At 70.3% G+C, this 19,918-nt stretch carries 20 protein-coding genes and 1 riboswitch; of the genes, 8 read left to right on the top strand and 12 right to left on the bottom strand.

The genetic code is table 11. The annotated features are described in order from the left end of the window. The 5 genes from A5681_RS01225 to A5681_RS01205 all read right to left on the bottom strand — a co-directional run. On the bottom strand, window positions 1-1,036 hold a 1,036-nt coding region (locus A5681_RS01225), incomplete at its 3' end, for a 13E12 repeat family protein (RefSeq protein ID WP_067268765.1). Window positions 1,037-1,081: 45 nt separating this feature from the next. After that, entirely contained in the window at window positions 1,082-2,554 is a 1,473-nt protein-coding gene (locus A5681_RS01220) for a M28 family peptidase (RefSeq protein WP_067268764.1), read from the bottom strand. Next, the gene (locus tag A5681_RS01215) at window positions 2,551-4,053 is read right to left on the bottom strand and encodes a M28 family metallopeptidase (RefSeq protein WP_067268763.1); all 1,503 of its coding nucleotides are present in this window, start codon (window positions 4,051-4,053) and stop codon (window positions 2,551-2,553) included. Before A5681_RS01215 ends, A5681_RS01220 begins: the two co-directional genes overlap by 4 nt. A 53-nt stretch (window positions 4,054-4,106) precedes the next feature. Then, on the bottom strand, window positions 4,107-4,532 hold the full coding sequence (locus A5681_RS01210; RefSeq protein ID WP_067268762.1) for a DUF2752 domain-containing protein: 426 nt from the start codon (window positions 4,530-4,532) through the stop codon (window positions 4,107-4,109). Window positions 4,533-4,547: 15 nt separating this feature from the next. Continuing rightward, entirely contained in the window at window positions 4,548-4,883 is a 336-nt protein-coding gene (locus A5681_RS01205) for a CD225/dispanin family protein (RefSeq protein WP_067268761.1), read from the bottom strand. Window positions 4,884-5,275: 392 nt separating this feature from the next. Here A5681_RS01205 and A5681_RS01200 point away from each other — a divergent pair, with 392 nt between their 5' ends. Both A5681_RS01200 and A5681_RS01195 read left to right on the top strand, forming a co-directional pair. After that, the gene (locus A5681_RS01200) at window positions 5,276-5,800 is read left to right on the top strand and encodes a serine/threonine protein kinase (protein ID WP_067268760.1); all 525 of its coding nucleotides are present in this window, start codon (window positions 5,276-5,278) and stop codon (window positions 5,798-5,800) included. 64 nt (window positions 5,801-5,864) lie between these two features. Further along, window positions 5,865-6,386 carry a serine/threonine protein kinase gene (locus A5681_RS01195; protein WP_067268759.1) on the top strand — a complete coding sequence of 174 codons (522 nt, stop codon included), beginning with the start codon at window positions 5,865-5,867 and terminating at the stop codon, window positions 6,384-6,386. Between the two features lie 4 nt (window positions 6,387-6,390). On the opposite strand, the gene A5681_RS01190 is transcribed toward A5681_RS01195, so the two are convergent. The 4 genes from A5681_RS01190 to thiO form a co-directional block, all read right to left on the bottom strand. Further along, on the bottom strand, window positions 6,391-7,149 hold the full coding sequence (locus tag A5681_RS01190) for an SGNH/GDSL hydrolase family protein (RefSeq protein WP_067268758.1): 759 nt from the start codon (window positions 7,147-7,149) through the stop codon (window positions 6,391-6,393). After that, window positions 7,146-7,904: a thiazole synthase gene (locus A5681_RS01185; RefSeq protein WP_067268757.1), complete on the bottom strand. Its 759-nt coding sequence runs from the start codon at window positions 7,902-7,904 to the stop codon at window positions 7,146-7,148. Before A5681_RS01185 ends, A5681_RS01190 begins: the two co-directional genes overlap by 4 nt. Next, entirely contained in the window at window positions 7,897-8,094 is a 198-nt protein-coding gene (gene thiS, locus A5681_RS01180; RefSeq protein ID WP_067268756.1) for a sulfur carrier protein ThiS, read from the bottom strand. Before thiS ends, A5681_RS01185 begins: the two co-directional genes overlap by 8 nt. Next, on the bottom strand, window positions 8,091-9,113 hold the full coding sequence (gene thiO, locus A5681_RS01175) for a glycine oxidase ThiO (RefSeq protein ID WP_067268755.1): 1,023 nt from the start codon (window positions 9,111-9,113) through the stop codon (window positions 8,091-8,093). The genes thiS and thiO overlap by 4 nt, the downstream gene beginning before the upstream one ends. Beyond that, window positions 9,106-9,214, bottom strand: a riboswitch (TPP riboswitch). Its footprint overlaps the gene before it by 8 nt. 36 nt (window positions 9,215-9,250) lie before the next feature. Between thiO and thiE the strand changes: the two genes are divergently transcribed. Continuing rightward, window positions 9,251-9,922 carry a thiamine phosphate synthase gene (gene thiE / locus A5681_RS01170; RefSeq protein WP_067268754.1) on the top strand — a complete coding sequence of 224 codons (672 nt, stop codon included), beginning with the start codon at window positions 9,251-9,253 and terminating at the stop codon, window positions 9,920-9,922. Here thiE and A5681_RS01165 read toward each other — a convergent pair. Further along, a complete protein-coding gene (locus tag A5681_RS01165) occupies window positions 9,894-10,529 on the bottom strand; it encodes an NUDIX hydrolase (protein ID WP_067268753.1) in 636 nt (211 codons plus the stop codon). The genes thiE and A5681_RS01165 overlap by 29 nt on opposite strands. Window positions 10,530-10,663: 134 nt before the next feature. Between A5681_RS01165 and glnX the strand changes: the two genes are divergently transcribed. From glnX to A5681_RS01150, 3 genes are read left to right on the top strand one after another with little or no spacing between them, the layout of a single operon-like run. Then, on the top strand, window positions 10,664-11,983 hold the full coding sequence (gene glnX / locus A5681_RS01160; protein ID WP_067268752.1) for a protein kinase G-activating protein GlnX: 1,320 nt from the start codon (window positions 10,664-10,666) through the stop codon (window positions 11,981-11,983). Continuing rightward, complete coding sequence (locus A5681_RS01155) at window positions 11,980-12,960, top strand: glutamate ABC transporter substrate-binding protein (protein WP_067268751.1); 981 nt, start codon at window positions 11,980-11,982, stop codon at window positions 12,958-12,960. Before glnX ends, A5681_RS01155 begins: the two co-directional genes overlap by 4 nt. Beyond that, window positions 12,960-15,233 (top strand): serine/threonine-protein kinase PknG, encoded by a 2,274-nt coding sequence (locus A5681_RS01150; protein ID WP_067268750.1) that lies wholly within the window; start codon window positions 12,960-12,962, stop codon window positions 15,231-15,233. Before A5681_RS01155 ends, A5681_RS01150 begins: the two co-directional genes overlap by 1 nt. 102 nt (window positions 15,234-15,335) lie before the next feature. Here the strand turns inward: A5681_RS01150 and A5681_RS01145 are convergent, their stop codons facing one another. Then, window positions 15,336-16,196 carry a DUF559 domain-containing protein gene (locus A5681_RS01145; protein WP_067268771.1) on the bottom strand — a complete coding sequence of 287 codons (861 nt, stop codon included), beginning with the start codon at window positions 16,194-16,196 and terminating at the stop codon, window positions 15,336-15,338. An 84-nt stretch (window positions 16,197-16,280) separates the two neighbouring features. Between A5681_RS01145 and A5681_RS01140 the strand changes: the two genes are divergently transcribed. Together A5681_RS01140 and A5681_RS01135 are read left to right on the top strand one after the other, a co-directional pair. After that, window positions 16,281-17,594, top strand: coding sequence for a DUF1800 domain-containing protein (locus A5681_RS01140; RefSeq protein WP_067268749.1), 1,314 nt, complete (start codon window positions 16,281-16,283; stop codon window positions 17,592-17,594). A 10-nt stretch (window positions 17,595-17,604) separates the two neighbouring features. After that, window positions 17,605-18,786, top strand: coding sequence for a DUF1501 domain-containing protein (locus A5681_RS01135; RefSeq protein ID WP_067268748.1), 1,182 nt, complete (start codon window positions 17,605-17,607; stop codon window positions 18,784-18,786). Here the strand turns inward: A5681_RS01135 and A5681_RS01130 are convergent. Continuing rightward, window positions 18,775-19,911 (bottom strand): acetate kinase, encoded by a 1,137-nt coding sequence (locus A5681_RS01130; protein ID WP_067268747.1) that lies wholly within the window; start codon window positions 19,909-19,911, stop codon window positions 18,775-18,777. The genes A5681_RS01135 and A5681_RS01130 overlap by 12 nt on opposite strands. Window positions 19,912-19,918 lie beyond the last annotated feature (7 nt).

Here is a 19,918-nt window from a genome sequence, read left to right as displayed (position 1 = left end):
CGCAGTCGACGGCCGGGCGATCACACCCCGGCGCCCGGCACGTCAGATCCCGGCACCGCACGAAATCGGCCAGCCTGGTCGACGGGGTGTAGCGCGGCTCGGCGTCGTCCGGGACGGCCAAGGGCACCAGCTTGGCCGTGCCGGCCAACTCGGCCACCACCTCGGCGGTGATCAGCGCGTCAGCGCCCACCTCCGATGCCGGAGCGGACCCGGCGCCCTCGACGCTGGCCTGCTCGGCGATCACATGAATGACGACAGGCGTTGCGCTGGGCCGCTTTCCGGCCGTGCAGTCGGGCAGCCCGCAGCGGCAGCCCAGCCGGTCCGCGCCGGCGGCCAGCACGCCCAGCGCGTCGGCACGCCGCTGGTCGACGCTGCGCGGGTCATGCTCACACACCGTGGCTGCCAACGCATCCAGCCGCCGGTCCAGCGCGTGGGCGTCGGGACTGAACAGGCTGCCGCGGATTTCGGACATGCCGCCCTCGAGATCCTCGACCCCGACCCACCGCTCGGCCTGCGACTGGTCACGGCGGCGCACCGCATCGACGTCGGCCTTCGCCACGATCTTGTCCACCTCGCCCGCCAACCGGCCCCGGGTCATAGAGGGCCACCGCGCCGCACGCACCGCCAGCTCGGTGTCGACGGCGGCCAACGCGGCGGCGTCGGTGATCAAATCGGTGCGGTACACGATCGTCTGGAACAGCCGGTAGCTGATGTCGCCCGCGCGGAACACCTCCGCCACCCGCGGCAGCCGGTCACGCATCGCCAGCGCATAACGCATGAAGCTGCCGGACATCGCCAGGCTCACCCGAAACGCCGCGGCCACCTCGGCCCCCACCGCCGCCCAGGTATCCACCGCCCAATCCGGCTCCTCACCGCGCTGGGCCCGGCGCAGCTCGAACAGCTCCCCGACCGCGTCCAGCCGGCCCGCGACCACCTGCGCCTCCACCCGCCACGACGCGCACATCCGCTCGAGCAGCGCGCGCGACCGCTCGCACCGCGGAGGCTCCCAGTACTCGTGCAGCCGTGTATCGAACATGCGTTCGAGTGTAGACGTGCCCTCCGACAAACCGCCGAGCAGCGGTTATGGCACCCGGGTGCGGTGCCGCTTGTCGTGCGGTGGCACGCCGTTGACGCCGCTGATGGACTCCGCGTAGCTGCCCACGGCGTATCCGACGCCAGAACCCATGATGGCCAACGCGTCTCGGTTGATCGTATCGACCGTCTCGCGTGGGCCTTGGTAGTTGGGGTCGAACGGGGCACCGGCTTGCCCGCCCCACAGCCGCGCCTGCACCGTGGTCTTCGGTTGCGAGGCCCCGGCCGTCATGCCGCCGATCGGCACGCCCGCGATCATGAAGGGGTGATAGTCGGCGAGCGTGTTCAGCGGCATGTCAGCGGGCCGCTTCCCGGCCAGGTTGAGGTAGCCGGCCAGGGTGCGCTCGATGCCGGCCGACCCGTCGGGGACGTCGGCGTAAGTCACCCCGGGTGACGGCGGACCGGACTGATCACCGTCTTCGGTGAAGAAGCCGGCGTTGGGCGAACCCAACGTGGTGAAGTTGAGGTACATCGCGATGTCATTGAGCTGATCGCCGTTCAAGCCGAACACGTAATCCATGACGCCGTTGAGACCGTCCTCGTCGGCGCCCCAGAACGCGAACCGCACCGCGTTGTTCAACGGCGCCAGGGGACCCAGTTGCAGCGCCGTCTCCAGCACCGCGGCCACCCCGGTGCCGTCGTCGTTGATGCCCGGGCCGCCGCGGGGACTGTCGAGGTGCGCGCCCACCACGATCACGTCGTGCGGCGAGCCGGTCTTGGTCTGCGCCAACACGTTTCGCGAGGTGATCTTGGTGTTTTGGGCGTCCAGCACCAGGCGGATGGGTGCGGCCGCGCCGGCGAGCGCGGTCGCCGTGGCGGGATTGGCGACCGCAACCGGGACGGTCAGCTGCTTGAAGTAGCCGGGGGTGAACAAGGTGGGCGGGGCGCCCTGCCCGGCGGGCGCGCTGAGCACGACGAGCGCGGCGGCGCCCTTGGCCACCGCGCTGTTCTGCTTGTCGACCACCGAACAACGCGTGTCGTCGACGACGGCGATCGAACCCTTGGGCAGCACGGCCGGATAATCGCCTGCCGCGCAGCCCGACGGTTGCGTGGGCCGGACCGGCTGCCCGGTCAGGCCACCGGGTGGTGTCTGGACGAGCAGCGAGGCCTGGTCGACGCTGTAGCTGCGGCCGGCCACCGTCATCGACGGCCTGCCCGGGGAGACGGTGTAGATCCGGTCGAACTGAGGAGTCAGTACGTCGAAACCCTTGTCGCGGAGCGCTTTAGCGACGTAGTCGACGCTGGCGTCATAACCCGGCGTGCCGTCGGCCCGGTTTCCCTTGTTCGCGCCGGCGATGTTCTGCAGCGCGTGCAGGTGTCTGAACATCGCGTCGGCGGTCACCTTGCCGGCCAGGCCGTGCGCCAGATCCGGTGCGGCGGTCGGTGATCCCGGCCGCGCCGAGGTGCAGGCCGCCAGCAGCACGGTCGCCGACAGCATCGCCGCGCCCAGCCGGCGGGTCATGGCTTCGTTAGCACGTGACGCGTGCGGTCGTCCATCGTCGGCACCCCGTTGTGGCCGCCGAGGTCCTGCGCGTAGAGGCCCACCGCGTAGGCGACGCCACCGCCGTTGATGCCCAGCGCGGTCCGGTCGATGTGGTCGAGGGTATCCGTCTTCTGGTGATAATTGGGGTCGAAGGGCTGGTCCGCGGCCCCGCCCCACAGCTTGGCCTGGTCCGCGGACATCTTCGCCTCGGCGCCGGAGAACAGGCCGCCGGCGGGGACGCCCGCCAGGGTGAATCCGTCGTAGTCCGAACGGCCGTCGAACGAGGTGTCCTGCGCGGTCTTTCCGGCGGATTTCAGGTAGGCGACCAGCGTGCGCTCGATGCCGGCCGATCCCTCCGGCACCACCGGCTGCCCGCGAACGTCCGCCGGCAGCGATTGGTCCCCGTCGTAGGTGAAGTAACCGGGGTTGGGCGACGCGAGCATGTCGAAGTTCAGATACAGCGCAATGCTTTTGAGCCCGGTCAAGTCCAGCGACTCGACGTAATTGCGGGATCCGATCAGCCCCAGTTCTTCCGCGCCCCAGAACCCGAACCGCACGGCGTTGCGCACCGGCGGCGAATTGCCCAGCCGCAACGCGGTTTCCAAGATCGCGGCCACGCCCGAACCGTTGTCGTTGATGCCCGGGCCTTCCGGCACGCTGTCCAGGTGCGCGCCGGCCATCACCACGTTTGTGGTCGATCCGGTTTTGGTCTGGGCGATCACGTTGCGGGCCTTGAAGCTCTGGACACTCGCGTTCAGCTTGATGACGACGGGGCCCGGCTGGGTGCGCAATTGCACGCCGACCGACTTGGTCACGCTCACCACCGGGATCTTGACGTTGGTGTCCGGCCCCAGGGTGCCGCCCATCTGTTGCTCGTCGACGTTGTCGGCGACGAGCATCGCGACCGCCCCGCGCTGCGCCGCGGCGTCTTCCTTTTGAGCGAAGGGGCAACCGCCGCGGTCCACCAGGACCACGGCTCCCTGCACCGGCAGGCTGCCGTAATCCGCGGGAGCGCAGCCGGGTCCGTTGCTGGCCGGCACGGCCACCAGCGGCCCGCTCACCCCGCCTGGCGGGGTGCCGAGACTGAAGTCGAGCGCGTGCGCCTCCACCGGCTTACCGCCGACGGTCACCTCGGGCTTGTCGCCGTGGAACACGCGCGCCGAGAATTCGGGGGTCTGGACGTCGAAGCCGCTGCCGCGCAACGTGTTTACCACGTAATCGACGCTGGCTTCATAACCCGGGGTGCCCACCGCGCGGGTGCCGTTGTTCGCGTTGGCAATGTTCTGGAGCTTTGCCAGGTGCACCATCATCGCGTCGCTCGTCACCTTGTCATGCAAGGCGCTGGCGAACTGGGCCGCCGCGGCCGGGTCGCCCGTTCCCTGTTGCGAGTTGGCCGACTTGTGGAAGCAGCCGGTCGAGAATGCGGTCAGGGCGACCACGACGAGCGCCGCGGGGACCGTCGTGAATTTGTTCACCATCGCGCCCCAGGTTAGACCGCGGCCCGACCGGCCGGGATCAGGACACGGCCGTATCAGACGTACAGGGCGTTGAACGGTGCAAAGGGGATGTTGCGCACCACAAACCACGCCCCGACCAACACCATGGCCACCACGGCGGACCAGCGAGTGTGTTGCCAGCTGCGGATCCGCCTGCCCGTCATTCGTCCGTAAGTCCAGGCGAGGTACGCCCAGACCAAGAGCACGACAGCCGCCAGGCCCAATGCGTTGAACCTGGCGGCCGCCGTGATGTTGCCGTGCATCAGGGAATACAGCATGCGCAGGCTGCCGCATCCCGGACAGTCGATACCCAACAGCGCCTTGGTGGGACACACCGGCAGCGGACCGTTGGGAGTGGTCGGGTCACCCGCCCAGATGGCGGCGCACACCAGCGTCGTGGACGCGGCTACCAGCAGTGGCGCGCCCAGACTCAGTGACGCCGACCCTTGACGGGTCACCATGATAGCGAGCCGGACTCAGAACATCGCGGCAAGTGCCGCGTTGGTGTTCGTGTTCAGCGCGCCGACCGCCATCAGGATGCCGTAGATGATGCCCACGACGACACCGATGACCGCCGACCAGATCACCCATTTCTTGGCGCTTTCGGCGGACGCCTGCGCCTCGGCATAACGGCCCTGCGCCCAGAGCCCGTTCACCTGGCTGGATTTGACGATCGCCACGATCCCGAACGGCAGACAGCAGAACAGGGTCACCAGGATGGACCACACCAAATAGTTATTCGGCGGTTGCCCGGCGGGCTGCTGCGGTGGGTAACCAGGCGGCGGAGGGGGCGGTGCCGGTGGTTGTGTCATGGATTCTCCAGTCCCGAGAAGTTAGCTGGCGTGAAACGGTGCTAACCATACCTGAGCACAGTCGCGGCGGCACCAGCAATTTGAAAATCCCCTTTTGACCCGCTGACGTGCGTCGCGGCGGTCGCGCGGAGTTCAGTCTCCGTTCTCCTGCTCGCCCATTCCGCCCCTCAAGGCCGATGGGTAGTGCCTGCGCGAAACGCGTTGACCTGCAGCGGCTTTCAGATTACCGAGCAAGCCGCCCGCCGACCTGCGCCACCTGGAAAGATGCCCAGACAGACAATTGCCGGCGGAATGTGTTGCTTTGTCACGACATAGCCCTACGATCCCTACTTAGCGGAAGCATGTTTTACCGGTGACCGACGCCGGTTCGACAACCGCCGAGGAGCCGTGGGATGTCCTATCTCAGTAACGCGTTGCGAGCCGTCGCGGCCGCGGCGCTCGCGGGCGGCTCCGCCCTAGCCGGCGCGGTCACCGCTACCGCGGATCCCGCGAACACCGGTAACGCGTCGGACATCAACACGCTTGCGGCATCACTGTCAAAGGGCTACGGCCTGAACAATTGCACGGCCCAGAGCATCACCACCGGCGAACTGGCGTCGCTAGCCTGCGGGCAGAGTCCCGACCCGGCCGGACCCGTCCAGGCCAAGTACATCCTGTTCAACAACGGCGAAAATTTGGTCGGCTCCTTCAAGGCGAGCATCAAAGACGACGTGCTGAGCACGTGCGGCGACAGCGGCCAGTCGCCCACCAGCTGGCACCAGGGCAGCAACGGCAATGCCGGACAGGTGGCCTGCGGAACGTATCAGAACGCCGCCGAGATCATCTGGACCACCGACTCCAAGAACACCTTGAGCTACATCCGTGGGCCGAACACCGACGCCGCGGCGCTGTATCAGTGGTGGCGAGCTAACGGCTGACATCTTGTTGGGGGGCAACAGATTTCCGCATCACCCATCCAACAACCGCAGGGAGGCAACCACAATGTCACATCTCACCACCGCGCTGCGAGCCGCGTCGGCCGCAGCTTTCACCGGATGTCTGGCTTTCGCGGGTAGCGCCATCGCGGTGGCGGAACCCAACACCGGCAGCGCCGCCGACATGAACACGCTGGCCGCCAACCTGTCGAAGGGCTACGGGCTCAACAACTGCAAGCCGCAGGAGCTGACCGAATCCGGCGAACTGGCCGAGCTTCTGTGCGGGCAGAGCCCCGACCCCAGCGGACCGGGCTCCGGCGTTTACGCCCTCTTCTCCAACGGCACGAATTTGAGCGCCGCGTTCAGCTCCACCATCAAGGACGTGTCCCTGGCCGCTTGCGGGGATGCCGGACAGTCACCGGGAACCTGGAAGCAGAACGGCCAGACGGGCGGCCAGATCGCCTGCGGCACCTACAAGAACTACGCGACGTTGACCTGGACCACCGACGCCAAGAACGTGTTGGGCCACCTCACCGCGGCCAACTCCGACGTCAACGCCCTCTACCAGTGGTGGCGCACGAACGGCTGATCCGTCACCACAGCGCGGATATCAGCTCGGCCACCGCGCGCATGCCTGCCGCGTTCGGGTGCAACGGCGCCACCCGGCCCGGCAGCGGCACACCGGGTCTCGTGGTCCAGGGGTCGCCCGACCACGCGTGATGTTCGCGGCTGGCCGCCGCGGCCCCGACGATCTCGCAGCCCGTCGCCATCGCCGCGTCGGCCGTGAGCCGCTCCAGCGTCGCGGCCACGTGGCGGCCGAGCTCGACGTCGGCCGGCGAGAGCGGGGCGGCCGGCGTGCCCGCGGGCGGCAGGACGGTCAGGTAGTCGACGAAGAGGACCCGGGCTCTCGGTGCGCGCTCGCGCACCGCGTGACCGACCGCGCACAACGATTCGAACACCGCGTCGAGCGCCTCGATCCGCGCATCGCGGTCCAGCAGTGCGGAAATGCGGGCACCCAGCAGAGGCAGCCGGCGCACGGGGCGGGGCACCGAGGCGGCCATCAGCAGCGGAATGTAGCCGACGTCGTTGCCGCCGATCGTGATGGTCACCAGGCTTTCCGAGCCGTCCAGGGCGGAGATCTGGGGCGGTGCGCCCCGTTGCCGATCGGCGAGCACGTGGGCGGTGGTCGCGCCGGAAAAGGTGACGTCTACCAGGTCGAGGTCGCACCGCCGCGCGAGGAGGTGCGGGTAGTTGCGCGCCGACCGGCCCGAGCCCCAGGGAGCGCCCGCCGCACGCGGCCGGATGCCCGGGCCGGCGGCCATCGAACTGCCCAGCGCCACGTACCGTTTCATCGCTGGGGGCTGGATGCCTGCGCCCAGAAACGCTTGGGAATCCGCCCCGCACGGCGGGCCAGATAACCGGCGGTGACGGCGGCGGCCATCGCCGCCGCCATCGCCGCCGGATCGGCGGCCCGGGTCACCGCGGTGGCCAAAAGCACCGCGTCGCAACCCAACTCCATCGCCAGCGCGGCGTCGCTCGCGGTGCCGATGCCGGCGTCGAGCACCACCGGGACACCGGCCCTGGCGACGATCATCTCGATGTTGTGCGGGTTGGTGATGCCCAGGCCGGTACCGATCGGCGACCCCAGGGGCATGACCGCCGCGCAACCGGCGTCCTCGAGCCGGCGGGCCAACACCGGGTCGTCGTTCGTATAGGGCAGCACGACGAAGCCATCGTCCACCAATTGCTCTGCCGCCCGCACCAATTCGACCGCGTCGGGCAACAGCGTGCGTTCGTCGGCGATCACTTCCAGCTTGACCCAATTGGTGTTCAACGCCTCGCGGGCCAGCTGCGCGGTGAGCACCGCCTCCGCCGCGCTGCGGCACCCCGCGGTGTTCGGCAGCGGCGTGATGCCGAGCCGGTTGAGCAGGTCGAGCAGGCCGGTCCCACCCTCGACGTCGACCCGCCGCATCGCGACGGTGGTCAGCTCGGTGCCCGACGCCACCAGCGCCTCCTGTAGCGCGGCCAGGCTGGTCGCTCCCCCGGTGCCCATGATGAGCCGGGAGGCGAAGCTGCGATCGCCGATCGTGAGTTTTGTCTCAGCCACCTTGCACCGCCGTCAGCACCTCGAGCCGGGCGCCGCCGGAAAGCGTTGTGCTCCAGCGTGATCGGGGCACCACGGCGTCGTCCATCGCCACCGCGACGCCCCGGTCCGGATAGCCCAGCGACTCGAGCAGCACCGCCACCGTGGTCCCCTCGTCGACCTCGACCTTCTGCTCGTTGACCACGACGATCATGACCGGGCTCCGACCGGGGCCAGCTCGGACACGATCTGTTCCGCGGTCCACGGCGCCAGCAGGAACCCGGATCGGCCGTGGCCCGCGGCCACCAGGGTTCGCTGGTCGAGTCGGTGCACCAGCGGCAGGTTGTCGGGCGTCAGCGGGCGCAGCCCGGCGGCGCACTCGGCCAACTCGTATTCGCCCAGCGCCGGCAGCACCGCGCAGGCGTCGTCGAGCAGGTCGCGCACCCCCGAGACCACCGGGGCGGTGTCACGCCCGTGCTCGTACTGGGTGGCGCCGACGACCACCCCGTCGGCGCGCGGAACGAGGTACACCTGGCGCCCGTGGACCCGGGCGCGAATGACGCGCTGCGGCACCGGCATACACCCCCGCCGCCAGCGCAGCCGCAGCACCTCGCCCTTGACCGGGCGCACCGGCAGGCCCGGCCACAGCGCGGGGGCGTCGATCCCGTTGGCGATGACGACCGCTTCGCCGTCGACCGACAGGTCGCGCGCCGGCGGGGCCCAGCGCACCCCGAGCCGCTCGCACTCCGCGGACAGGGCCTCGAGCACCGCGCGGTTGTCCACCGCCAACTCGGTGGGCGCCCGAAAGCCGTGCCGGATGCCTTGCGCCAGCAGGGGTTCCAGCTCCCGGGCTGCCGTCTCCCAGACCACCGGGTGCCCCTGCGCGGACAGCCAGTCGGCGACGGTGCGCAGGTCCGCGACGTCAGCCCGGTCGACCGCCACCACCAGCGACTCGCGGGCGGTGACCACCTGCGGCGGCAGCCCGTCGAGGAAGCCGCCCTCGCGCCACAACCGCAGCGACTCGAGGCCCAGCCGCAACAGCCGTTCCTCGCCGGGCCAGCCTTCGCTGTGCGGGGCCAGCATGCCGCCGGCCACCCACGACGCGCCCGCGTCGGCGGTGCGGTGCACCCGCACCGACCACCCCGCCTGCGCCGCGCGCCGCGCCACCGCCAGGCCGATGACGCCGCCACCGATGACAGCCAGCGACCCGAGCTCCGATGGCGTCCCGTCCATTCAGGGGCCTCCCTTCGCCGGCATGACCCGGATCAGGTGTGACGGTAAGGGCGGCGCGCCCACTCTCAGACCCCGTTCCCGGGACTCCCGTGTCTGTAGGTTCTTCGGCCTCCACGCTAGCGCGCTAGCGTCGCGGTGTGCATCAGCGAGTTACCCGGCTGGCGGCCGCGCGGCTATATCTCTGCACCGACGCGCGCCGCGAGCGCGGCGATCTGGCCCAGTTCGCCGACGCCGCCCTGGCCGGCGGGGTCGACATCATCCAGCTCCGCGACAAGGGGTCCCCCGGCGAGCAGCGGTTCGGGCCCCTCGAGGCGCGCGACGAGCTGGCCGCCTGCGAGATCCTGGCCGACACGGCCCACCGGCACGGCGCGCTGTTCGCGGTGAACGACCGCGCCGACATCGCCCGCGCCGCCGGCGCCGACGTGCTGCACCTGGGGCAGGGCGACCTGCCGCTGGACGTGGCCCGGGACTTCGTCGGCCCCGACACGCTGCTGGGCCTGTCCAGCCACGACGCCGACCAGGCCGCCGCGGCCGCCGCGGGCGAAGCCGACTACTTCTGCGTCGGCCCCTGCTGGCCCACCCCCACCAAGCCGGGCCGGACGGCACCCGGCCTCGGGCTGGTGCGGGCGGCGGCCGGGTTCGCCGGGGACAAGCCGTGGTTCGCGATCGGCGGCATCGACGAGCAGCGGCTGCCCGAGGTGCTGGCCGCCGGCGCCCAGCGCATCGTGGTGGTGCGGGCGATCACCGCGGCCCCCGACCCGCGCGCGGCGGCGCAGCGGCTCAGCTCAGCGCTTGCAGCAGCGAGTTGATTCGCGGATGAAGCGGCGCCTCGTCGGCCTGCAGCGGTGGGCCCGGCATGCACCAGACGAAGACGCCCGCCTCGATCTCGATCGTGCGTGGCAGGTGACGCCGTCGTTCGTCGCCCTGGCCCAGCGGGACCAGCGCCGTGGCGGTGCGCAGCCGTTGCCAGCTCGCCGCGAAGCCGGGGTGCAGCGGCAGGTCGGCGACCTCGTCCTCGGCGACCCAGCGCATCTCGGCGCTCTCCCGGTTGGGCACGGTCGACAGCTGCTCGGCCGCGTCGGCGACGACCGTGGTGTAGGTCCAGCGCGCGCCGCCGAGCCCGGCGACCTCGGCGGTGACCACCGTCGACCGCACGGTCAGCAGCTCGCCCGGCAGGCCGGCCTCCTCGTGCGCTTCGCGGACGGCGGTCTCCTCCGGCGTCTCGTGGCTGTCGCGCGCGCCGCCCGGCAGACCCCAGGTGCCGCCCTGGTGGCTCCAGACCGCGCGATGCTGCAGCAGCACCGCGGGGGTGCCGTCCGGCCGCGGGGCCCGCAGCAGCAGACCCGCCGCGCCGAACCGGCCCCAATAGTGGGCGCCGCTGTCGGAAACCACCCATCCGTCACCGTCGCCCTGCACGCGTTCAGGATATGCACGTGATCGGCTGGTCAATTGGTCTGCCTCCACCCATCCGCCGCAACATCCTCTTAGAATTCGCTTATAGAGTTTCGTGCAGCGTTCCAGGGGCCGCGAAAGATGAGGGCTGATTCGACGTGACGGTTGAGCTGGCGCACCCGTCGACGGAACCGCAGGGGTCGCGGTCGCCGGCAGAACCAGCCCACCCGCGCTGGTGGTTCATCTCCACCACCCCGGGTCGCATCCTGAGCATCGGAATCGTGCTGGCCGTGCTCGGCGGCATCTGCGCCTTCGCCACCTCGACCACGATCAACCACCGGCAGCAGGTGCTGACCACGGTGCTCAACCACACCGAGCCGCTGTCGTTCGCCGCCGGACGGCTCTACACCACCCTCTCGGTGGCCGACGCCGCGGCGGCCACCGCGTTCATCGCCGAGGCCGAGCCGCCGCCCGTGCGGCAGCGCTACGAGCAGGCCATCACCGACGCGGCGGTGGCGGTCACCCGCGCGTCGAGTGGGCTCACCGACGAACCGCTGGTGCAGCTGCTGGGCCGGATCAATGCCGAACTGGCCGTCTACACCGGCCTGATCGAAATCGCACGCACCAACAACCGGGAGGGCAACCCGGTCGGTTCGTCGTACCTGTCGGAGGCCTCGGGGCTGATGCAGTCGACGATCCTGCCCGACGCGGCGCAGCTGTATCAGGCGACGTCGGAGCGGGTGGACGCCGAAACCACCGCGTCCACGCAGATTCCGGCGCCGGTCATCCTGGTGGTCACCGCGACCGCGGTCTTCGGCGCCTTCTCCCATCGGTGGCTGGCCCGGCGCACCCGGCGCCGGATCAACCCGGGGCTGGTCGTGGGCGGTCTCGCTATTCTCGTCATGGTGGTATGGGTCGGAACTGCGCTTACGATCTCCACGGCCGCCAGCCGTAGCGCCAAGAACACCGCCGCGGACTCGCTGCGGATCGTGACCAACGTCGCGATCACCGCCCAGCAGGCCCGCGCCGACGAGACGCTGTCGCTGATCCGCCGCGGGGACGAGGAGAAGCGCAAGCAGTCGTTCTACCAGCGCATCGACTCCATGCACTCCCAGCTCGACCAGTACATGGTCCGCAGCGACGCCGTCGACAAGCCCGACCTGGAGGGCGCCGACCAGCTGCTGCTGCGCTGGCGGCAGGCCAACGACCGGATCAACTCCTACATCTCGGTGGGCAACTACCGGGCGGCCACCCAGGTGGCCCTCGGTAGCAGCGAGGACGACTCCACCCCGGCGTTCGACAAGCTCGAGGACCAGTTGGTCAAGGCCATCGACCAGAGCCGCAACCACCTGCGCAACGACGTCCTGAGCGCGCGCAGCGGGCTGTCCGGCGCGCAGGTCGGCGGCGTGGTGCTCAGCCTCGGCGCCGCGATCGCGGTGGCGCTGGGCCTGTGGCCCCGGCTGAGAGAGTATCGATGACGACGCGGCCGGGCCGGTTGCGGCGGGCGGGCGCCGTGCTCGCCGCGGTGGCCGCGGTGGCGGGCTGCTCGCACACGGAATCGCTGACGATGGCCAACGTGCCGACGCTGCCGCCGCCCACCCCGGTCGGCATGCAGCAGTTGCCGCCCGAACCGCCGCTGCCGGCCGACGACGCCAGCCAGAGCTGCGACCTGACGGCGAGCCTGCGGCCCTTCCCCACCAAGGCCCAGGCGGACGCCGCGGTCGCCGACATCCGCGCCCGGGGCCGGCTGATCGTCGGGCTCGACATCGGCAGCAACCTGTTCAGCTTCCGCGACCCGATCACCGGCGAGATCACCGGTTTCGACGTCGACATCGCCGGGGAGATCGCCCGCGATATCTTCGGCGCCCCGTCGCACGTCGAATACCGCATCCTGTCGTCCGACGAGCGCGTCACCGCCCTGCAGCACTCCGAGGTCGACGTGGTGGTCAAGACCATGACCATCACCTGTGAGCGGCGCAAGCAGGTCAACTTCTCGACCGTCTACCTCGACGCCAACCAGCGCATCCTGGCCCCGCGCGATTCCCCGATCGCCAAGGTGAGCGACCTGTCCGGCAAGCGGGTCTGCGTGGCCAAGGGCACCACCTCGCTGCACCGGATCCGCCAGATCGACCCGCCGCCGATCGTCGTGTCGGTGGTCAACTGGGCCGACTGCCTGGTGGCGATGCAGCAGCGCGAGATCGACGCCGTCAGCACCGACGACTCGATCCTGGCCGGGCTGGTCGAGGAGGACCCGTACCTGCACATCGTCGGGCCCAACATGGCCACCCAGCCGTACGGCATCGGGGTCAACCTGACCAACACCGGGCTGGTCCGATTCGTCAACGGCACCCTGGAGCGGATCCGCCGGGACGGCACGTGGAACACGTTGTACCGCAAATGGTTGACGGTGCTGGGGCCCGCGCCGGCGCCACCGACGCCGAGGTATCTGGACTGATGGCCGAGTCGGAGAAGATCGAGCAGCCCGAAACCGCTGCCGACGAGAGCCCGGGCACCCAACCGCCGGACACGCAGGGCGGCCCGGCGACGGGGCGCATCCAGGCCACCCAGGCGCTGTTCCGGCCCGACTTCGACGATGACGACGACGACTTCCCGCACATCTCGCTGGGCACCCTGGACAGCGACCCGCAAGACCGGGTGAGCGTGGGGACACGGGTGTTGCCACCGGTCAGGCAGCTCGGTGGCGGGCTGGTCGAAATCCCCCGGGTGCGCGACATCGACCCGCTCGAGGCCCTGATGACCAGCCCGGTGGTCCCGGAGGGCAAGCGGTTCTGCTGGAACTGCGGCAAACCGGTAGGCCGCTCCGGCAAGGAGGGCAAGGGCAAGTCGGAGGGCTGGTGCCCCGCCTGCGGCAGCGCGTATTCGTTTCTGCCGCAACTGAATCCGGGCGACATCGTCGCCAACCAGTACGAGGTCAAGGGCTGCATCGCGCACGGCGGCCTGGGCTGGGTGTATCTGGCGGTCGACCACAACGTCAACGACCGCCCGGTGGTGCTCAAGGGTTTGGTGCACTCCGGTGACGCCGAGGCGCAGGCGATCGCGATGGCCGAGCGGCAGTTCCTGGCCGAGGTGGTTCACCCGCAGATCGTGCAGATCTTCAACTTCGTCGAGCACAAGGACCGCGGCGGCAACCCGGTCGGCTACATCGTCATGGAGTACATCGGCGGGCAGCCGCTCAAGCACGGCAAGGACAAGAAGCTGCCCGTCTCCGAGGCCATCGCCTACCTGCTGGAGATCCTGCCGGCCCTGACCTATCTGCACTCGATCGGCCTGGTCTACAACGACCTCAAGCCGGAGAACATCATGCTCACCGAGGAGCAGCTGAAGTTGATCGACCTCGGCGCGGTGTCGCGGGTCAACTCGTTCGGCTACCTCTACGGCACGCCGGGGTTCCAGGCGCCGGAGATCGTGCGGACCGGACCGACGGTGGCCACCGACATCTACACCGTGGGGCGCACGCTGGCCGCGCTGACGGTGAACATGCCGACCCGCAACGGCCGCTACGTCGACGGCCTGCCCGAAGACGACCCGGTGCTGAAGACGTACGACTCGTACCGCCGGCTGCTGCGCCGCGCGACCGACCCCGACCCGCGGCGCCGGTTCGCCAGCACCGAGGAGCTGTCCGCCCAGCTGATGGGCGTGCTGCGGGAGGTCGTCGCCCAGGACACCGGCGTGCCGCGCCCGGGCCTGTCGACGATTTTCAGCCCGAGCCGCTCGACGTTCGGGGTGGACCTGCTGGTCGCGCACACCGACGTCTACCTCGATGGCCAGGTCCACTCGGAACGGTTGACGGCCCGCGAGATCGTGACGGCGCTGCAGGTGCCCCTGGTGGACCCGGCCGACGTCGCCGCCCCGGTGCTGCAGGCGACGGTGCTGTCCCAGCCGGTGCAGACCCTGGACTCGTTGCGCGCGGCCCGCCACGGCACGCTGGACGCCGACGGCGTCGAGGTGTCCGAGTCGACCGAGTTGCCGCTGATGGAGGTCCGCGCGCTGCTGGACCTGGGCGACGTGGCCAAGGCCACCCGGAAGCTCGACGACCTGGCCGAGCGGGTGGGCTGGCAATGGCGGCTGGTCTGGTACAAGGCCGTCGCCGAGCTGCTCACTGGCGACTATGATTCCGCCACAACGCATTTCACCGAGGTGCTGGACACCTTCCCCGGCGAGCTGGCGCCCAAACTGGCGTTGGCCGCCACCGCCGAACTGGCCGGCGACGTCGACGAGCAGAAGTATTACCAGACGGTGTGGAAGACCAACGACGGGGTGATCTCGGCGGCTTTCGGGTTGGCCAGATGGCTGTCCGCCGAGGGCGATCGCGCCGGCGCGGTGCGCACGCTGGACGAGGTGCCGCCCACCTCAAGGCATTTCACCACCGCGCGGCTGACGAGTGCGGTGACCCTGCTGTCGGGGCGCTCGAAGAGCGAGATCACCGAGGAGGACATCCGCGACGCCGCCCGGCGCGTGGAGGCGCTGCCGCCGACCGAGCCGCGCGTGTTGCAGATCCGCGCGCTGGTGCTGGGCTGCGCGATGGATTGGCTGGAGGACAACAAGGCCAGCACCAATCACATCCTGGGTTTTCCGTTCACCGAGCACGGGTTGCGGCTCGGCGTCGAGGCCGCGCTGCGCAACCTGGCCCGCGTCGCACCCACCCAACGCCACCGCTACGCGCTGGTGGACATGGCGAACAGGGTGCGCCCGACGAGCACGTTCTAGCGTCTCGGCTTTCCGGGGTCCGTCGCGCGTCGCGTCGAGTCGCGTGTCGCGCGTCGCGTGTGAATCCTTGGCGGCGACACGCCGACAAACCCAACCACCAGATCACGCTCGATGCCGAGGATTCACTGCCGATTTCGTCAACGCCGCCCGCACCCGGCGCACGATGGCGGCCGGCCGGTCCTCGGCAACCACCCGGACGACGATCCAGCCCAACTCCTCGAGCATCTCGGCGCGCCGAATGTCCTTCACATATTGCCGCCGATCGGTGCGGTGTTGGTCGCCGTCGTACTCGACGGCGACCATCGCGTCCTCCCAGCCCAAGTCCAGGAAGGCGACCGGGATCCCGTCGTCGCCCAGCACGGGTAGCTGGGTCCGCGGCCGGGGCAGGCCCGCGTCGATCAGGAGCAGCCGCAGGTAGCTCTCCCTGGGCGACTGGGCACCCGGGTCGACGAGGTCCAGCGCGGCTTCCAGCCGCCGCAGGCCGGGTGAGCCGGGATGACACCGCGCGACGCGCAGCACGTCGTCGACCTTGAAACCCGTCGCCCGGGCCAGCGCGTCCAGCCGCGCCACGGCCGAGCGCACCGCGCCGCCCCGGCCGATGTCGAAGGCGGTGCGCTCGGGCGTGGTCACCGGGTAGCCGCCGATGATCTGCGTCTCAGCGTCCAGCAGCGCACCGCGCCGCGTCAGCACGCCGCGCGGCGGTCGGGTGTTTGCGTGGTGGAGCTCGACGGGCACATCGTCGGGAATCCATTCGGCCCCATGCAGTCTGGCGGCGGCCGCCCCGACCACCGTCGCCCGGCGTCCCGACCACAGCCAGGCCGCGCGGATGCGCAGCTCCAGCGAGAGATGGGCGTCGCTGGATACGTAGACGTTGGGCAGGACGGCGCGATAACGCGCCCGCAGTTCGTGGCGGCTCACCGCGCGTGACCGCAGGGCCTCGCTGCCGATGAAGGGTTGTTCCATGCCGGGCAGGATCGCACCGCACCGACGGGCGGCGTGTGCGGCGATCCACAGGGAAAACATAGGTCCATGCCGCAGAGTTGACGCATGCCTGGGCAGTCCACCGCATGGGTCACCACGGCCCGCGCACTGCGGCGAGCCGGGTTCGGGGTGACCGGACCCGAGGTGGACGCCGTGCTGGCCGGCGACTGGCCCGGTTACGTCGACACCATGCTGGCCGCGGATCCCGACGCCGACCCGGGAGCGGTCGCGAGCCCGATGCCGACGTTGCCGCCGCCCCGACCGCCCGGAAAGGGCGCCGCGCCCGCGGCCCGCAAGCAATACAACCAGGACCTCTCCGATCAGCAGCGCGCGCTGTCCGACTGGTGGCTGCGCCGCATGCTCAGCGTGCGGCAGCCGCTCGGGGAGAAGCTGACCCTGTTGTGGCACAACCACTTTGCCACCTCCGCGCAGAAGGTCCGGGTCGCGGCGTACATGGCCGCACAGAACCAGAAGCTGCGCACCCTGTCGCTGGGCGATTTCCGCACCCTGGCCTACGCGATGCTGACCGACGCGGCGACGCTGCGCTGGCTGGACGGGCAGGCCAGCACCGCCAAGGCGCCGAATGAGAACCTCGCGCGGGAGTTCATGGAGCTGTTCGCCCTCGGCCACGGCAACGGCTACACAGAGGACGACGTGCGCAACGGCGCCCGCGCGCTGACGGGGTGGGTGATCGGCGCAGACGGCGGCACGTCGCTGGCGCCCAAACGCCATGACGGCACGGCGAAGACGCTGTTCGGGCAGACCCGCAACTTCGACGCCGCCGGGTTCTGCGACGCCGTGCTGGCGCAACCGAAGTCGGCGGAGTACGTCGCGGGGCGGCTGTGGCAACAGCTGGCCTCCGACGATCCGCCGTCGCGCGCCGCGCTCGACAGGCTGGTCTCCGCGTACGGCCCGGGCCGGAACCTGCGCGCGCTGACCCGGGCGATCCTCACTGACGACGAGTTCGTCCGCGGGCGGGCCACCGTCGTCAACCCGCCGGTCGAATGGCTCGTCGGCGTCATGCGCGCGCTGCGGGTGCCGCTCGACCCGTCCACCCGGAAGGTCGCCGACGCGACGTTGCACGCGCTCGGGCAGCGGCCGTTCTATCCGCCGAGCGTCGGCGGCTGGCCGCGGGGCCAGGTGTGGCTCTCCACCGCCAGCGCCGAGGCGCGGCTGCGGGCCGCCGGCCGGCTCGCGCAGGCCGGCGATTTGTCCGGCGTCGAGAGCGCCGCCGTCGGCGACCGCATCGACGCGGTCGGCTACCTGATCGGCGTCGGCGACTGGTCGGACCGGACCGCCGACGCGCTGCAGCCCCTGGTGCGCAACCCGCCGCAACTGGTCGCGGCCGCGGTCAACACCCCCGAATACCTGACGTCCTAGCGAGAACACGATGCCCGAGATGAACCGTCGCAGATTCCTGGTCGCCAGCGCGGGTGTGGGCGCGGCCGGCCTGTTGTCGACGGCGGTGGCGGTCAGCTGGCCCGACCTGATGCGCGCGGCCGAGGATCGGCCGCTGGCCGACGGTGCGGGCGTGCTGGTGCTGGTCACGCTCTACGGCGGCAACGACGGGATCAACACCCTGATCCCGTACGCGGACAACGCCTATCACGACGCCCGACCCGAATTGGCCTACGCCCCGGGCGACGTCCTGCACCTCGACGAGGCGCTAGGCCTCAACCCCGCGCTGAAGGGCCTCGCGCAGTTGTGGGGGCAGCGTCAACTCGCCATCGTGCGCGGCGTCGGCTATCCGCGGCCCGACCACAGCCACTTCCGGTCCATGGACATCTGGCAGACGGCGTCGCCCGCCGAGCCGGTGTCGACGGGCTGGATCGGCCGCTGGCTCGACGCCACCGGTGACGACCCGCTGCGGGCGGTCAACATCGGACCGGTGCTTCCACCACTCGCGGTGGGTGAAAAGCACACGGCCGCGGCGCTTTCCATGGCTCCGGAGCCGACGCGGCAGGGGCTCGACACGCTGATGGGCGCGTTGGGCGCCGACGACCCCGACGACACCCCCGCGATGGCCGCGGTGTGCAAGGCCTACCGGGCCGCCCGCACCACCGCGCACACCTTCGGAACGGTGAAAGCCACGGGAAACCAACGCAACTCCCTGTCCGCGCAGCTGCACCTGGTGGCCGAGGTGGTGCGGGCGCGGGTGCCGACGCGCGTGTACACGGCGCAGTTGGGCGGTTTCGACACACACGCCGGGGAGCGCGGCACCCAGCAGCGCCTGCTTGCGGCCTTCGACGAGGCGGTGACCTCGTTCCTGCGGCAGGTCGCGGGCCGCAACGTCGTCGTCGTGGCGTACTCGGAGTTCGGCCGCCGGGTGCGCGCCAACGCGTCCCAGGGCACCGATCACGGGACGGCCGGTCCGGTCTTCGTCGCGGGCACGCCCGTTCGGGGCGGTTTCTACGGCGACGAACCCAGCCTCACCGATCTCGACAACGGGGACTTGAAGTACACCACCGACTTTCGCGACGTGTACCACGAGCTCCTCGCGCGGACCGTCGGGACGGATCCCGCGCCGTCGGTGGACGCCGGACGCAAGAGCCTCGGCTTCCTAACCGGTTAGCGCGCTCACGCAGTCGCGGGCGATGGCCAGTTCTTCGTTGGTCGGGATCACCAGCACGGCGATCGGGGAGTCCTCGGCGGAGATCTGCCGGGCGCCCTTGCCTCCGCCGAGATTGCGGCGCTCGTCGAGCACGATGCCCAGCTCCTCCAGACCGGCCAGCGCGTCGCGGCGCACCGCCGCGTCGTTCTCCCCGATGCCGGCGGTGAAGGTGATGACGTCGGTGTGCCCCAGCACCGCCAGGTACGCGCCGATGTACTTGCGCAGCCGATGGGTGAACACGCTGTAGGCCAATTGCGCCGCGGCGTCACCGGATTCGATCAGCTCGCGCAGCCGGCGGAAGTCACGCTCGCCGGACAGGCCCAGCACTCCTGACCGCTGATTGAGCATGGACTCCACCTCGTCGACGCCCATCTTCGCGGTGTGGCACAGGTAGGCGACGATGCTGGGGTCGATGTCGCCACTGCGGGTGCCCATCACCAGGCCCTCCAGCGGCGTCAGCCCCATCGACGTGTCGAGGGGCCTGCTGCCCGCGATAGCCGACGCCGAACAGCCGTTACCGAGGTGCAGCACAATCTGTTTCAGGCCCGGTAGCGGCCGGCCCAGGAAGGCGGCCGCCTGCTGGCTCACATAGCGGTGGGAGGTGCCGTGGAAGCCATAACGGCGGATCTTCCAGCGTTCGGCCAAGCCGCGGTCGATCGCGTACGTCGCGGCCGCGGGCGGCATGTCGTGGAAGAAGGCCGTGTCGAAGACCGCGATGTGCGGGACGTCGGGCAGCAGCTTGCGGGCCACCTCGATTCCCTTGATCGCCGGCGGGTTGTGCAGGGGCGCCAGTTCCGACAATTCGTCGAGCTTGCGGATCACCGCGTCGTCCACCGGCGTGGGCTTGTAGAACGTGTTGCCGCCGTGCACGACTCGGTGGCCGACCGCCACCAGGCCGCAGTTCCGAAGGTCGATGCCCTGATCCGACAGCGCGTCGAACGCTTGGCGCAGGGCGGCGTCGTGGTCGGGAACCGGTGACGACTCCTCCCCGATCCGCTCGACGTTGCCGGTCGCGCGGGCCACGCCCGAGTCGGGATCGACCAACTGGTATTTCAGCGACGACGAGCCGGAATTGATCACCAGCACGGCCCGA

It is taken from the genome of Mycobacterium scrofulaceum, from assembly GCF_001667885.1.
GTDB classification, from domain to species: domain Bacteria; phylum Actinomycetota; class Actinomycetes; order Mycobacteriales; family Mycobacteriaceae; genus Mycobacterium; species Mycobacterium scrofulaceum_C.
Note: the sequence above shows the minus strand (reverse complement) of the source record. Positions and strands in the feature narration are given on the sequence as shown.

Coding starts and splice junctions, on each gene's coding strand:
- A5681_RS01200 (WP_067268760.1), top strand. CDS start 5,276: ATGTCCTATCTCAGTAACGCGTTGCGAGCCGTCGCGGCCGCGGCGCTC.
- thiS (WP_067268756.1), bottom strand. CDS start 8,094: ATGATCGTCGTGGTCAACGAGCAGAAGGTCGAGGTCGACGAGGGGACC.
- A5681_RS01215 (WP_067268763.1), bottom strand. CDS start 4,053: ATGGTGAACAAATTCACGACGGTCCCCGCGGCGCTCGTCGTGGTCGCC.
- A5681_RS01205 (WP_067268761.1), bottom strand. CDS start 4,883: ATGACACAACCACCGGCACCGCCCCCTCCGCCGCCTGGTTACCCACCG.
- A5681_RS01150 (WP_067268750.1), top strand. CDS start 12,960: ATGGCCGAGTCGGAGAAGATCGAGCAGCCCGAAACCGCTGCCGACGAG.
- A5681_RS01220 (WP_067268764.1), bottom strand. CDS start 2,554: ATGACCCGCCGGCTGGGCGCGGCGATGCTGTCGGCGACCGTGCTGCTG.
- thiO (WP_067268755.1), bottom strand. CDS start 9,113: ATGGACGGGACGCCATCGGAGCTCGGGTCGCTGGCTGTCATCGGTGGC.
- A5681_RS01145 (WP_067268771.1), bottom strand. CDS start 16,196: ATGGAACAACCCTTCATCGGCAGCGAGGCCCTGCGGTCACGCGCGGTG.
- A5681_RS01195 (WP_067268759.1), top strand. CDS start 5,865: ATGTCACATCTCACCACCGCGCTGCGAGCCGCGTCGGCCGCAGCTTTC.
- A5681_RS01135 (WP_067268748.1), top strand. CDS start 17,605: ATGCCCGAGATGAACCGTCGCAGATTCCTGGTCGCCAGCGCGGGTGTG.
- A5681_RS01190 (WP_067268758.1), bottom strand. CDS start 7,149: ATGAAACGGTACGTGGCGCTGGGCAGTTCGATGGCCGCCGGCCCGGGC.
- A5681_RS01155 (WP_067268751.1), top strand. CDS start 11,980: ATGACGACGCGGCCGGGCCGGTTGCGGCGGGCGGGCGCCGTGCTCGCC.
- A5681_RS01140 (WP_067268749.1), top strand. CDS start 16,281: ATGCCTGGGCAGTCCACCGCATGGGTCACCACGGCCCGCGCACTGCGG.
- A5681_RS01210 (WP_067268762.1), bottom strand. CDS start 4,532: ATGGTGACCCGTCAAGGGTCGGCGTCACTGAGTCTGGGCGCGCCACTG.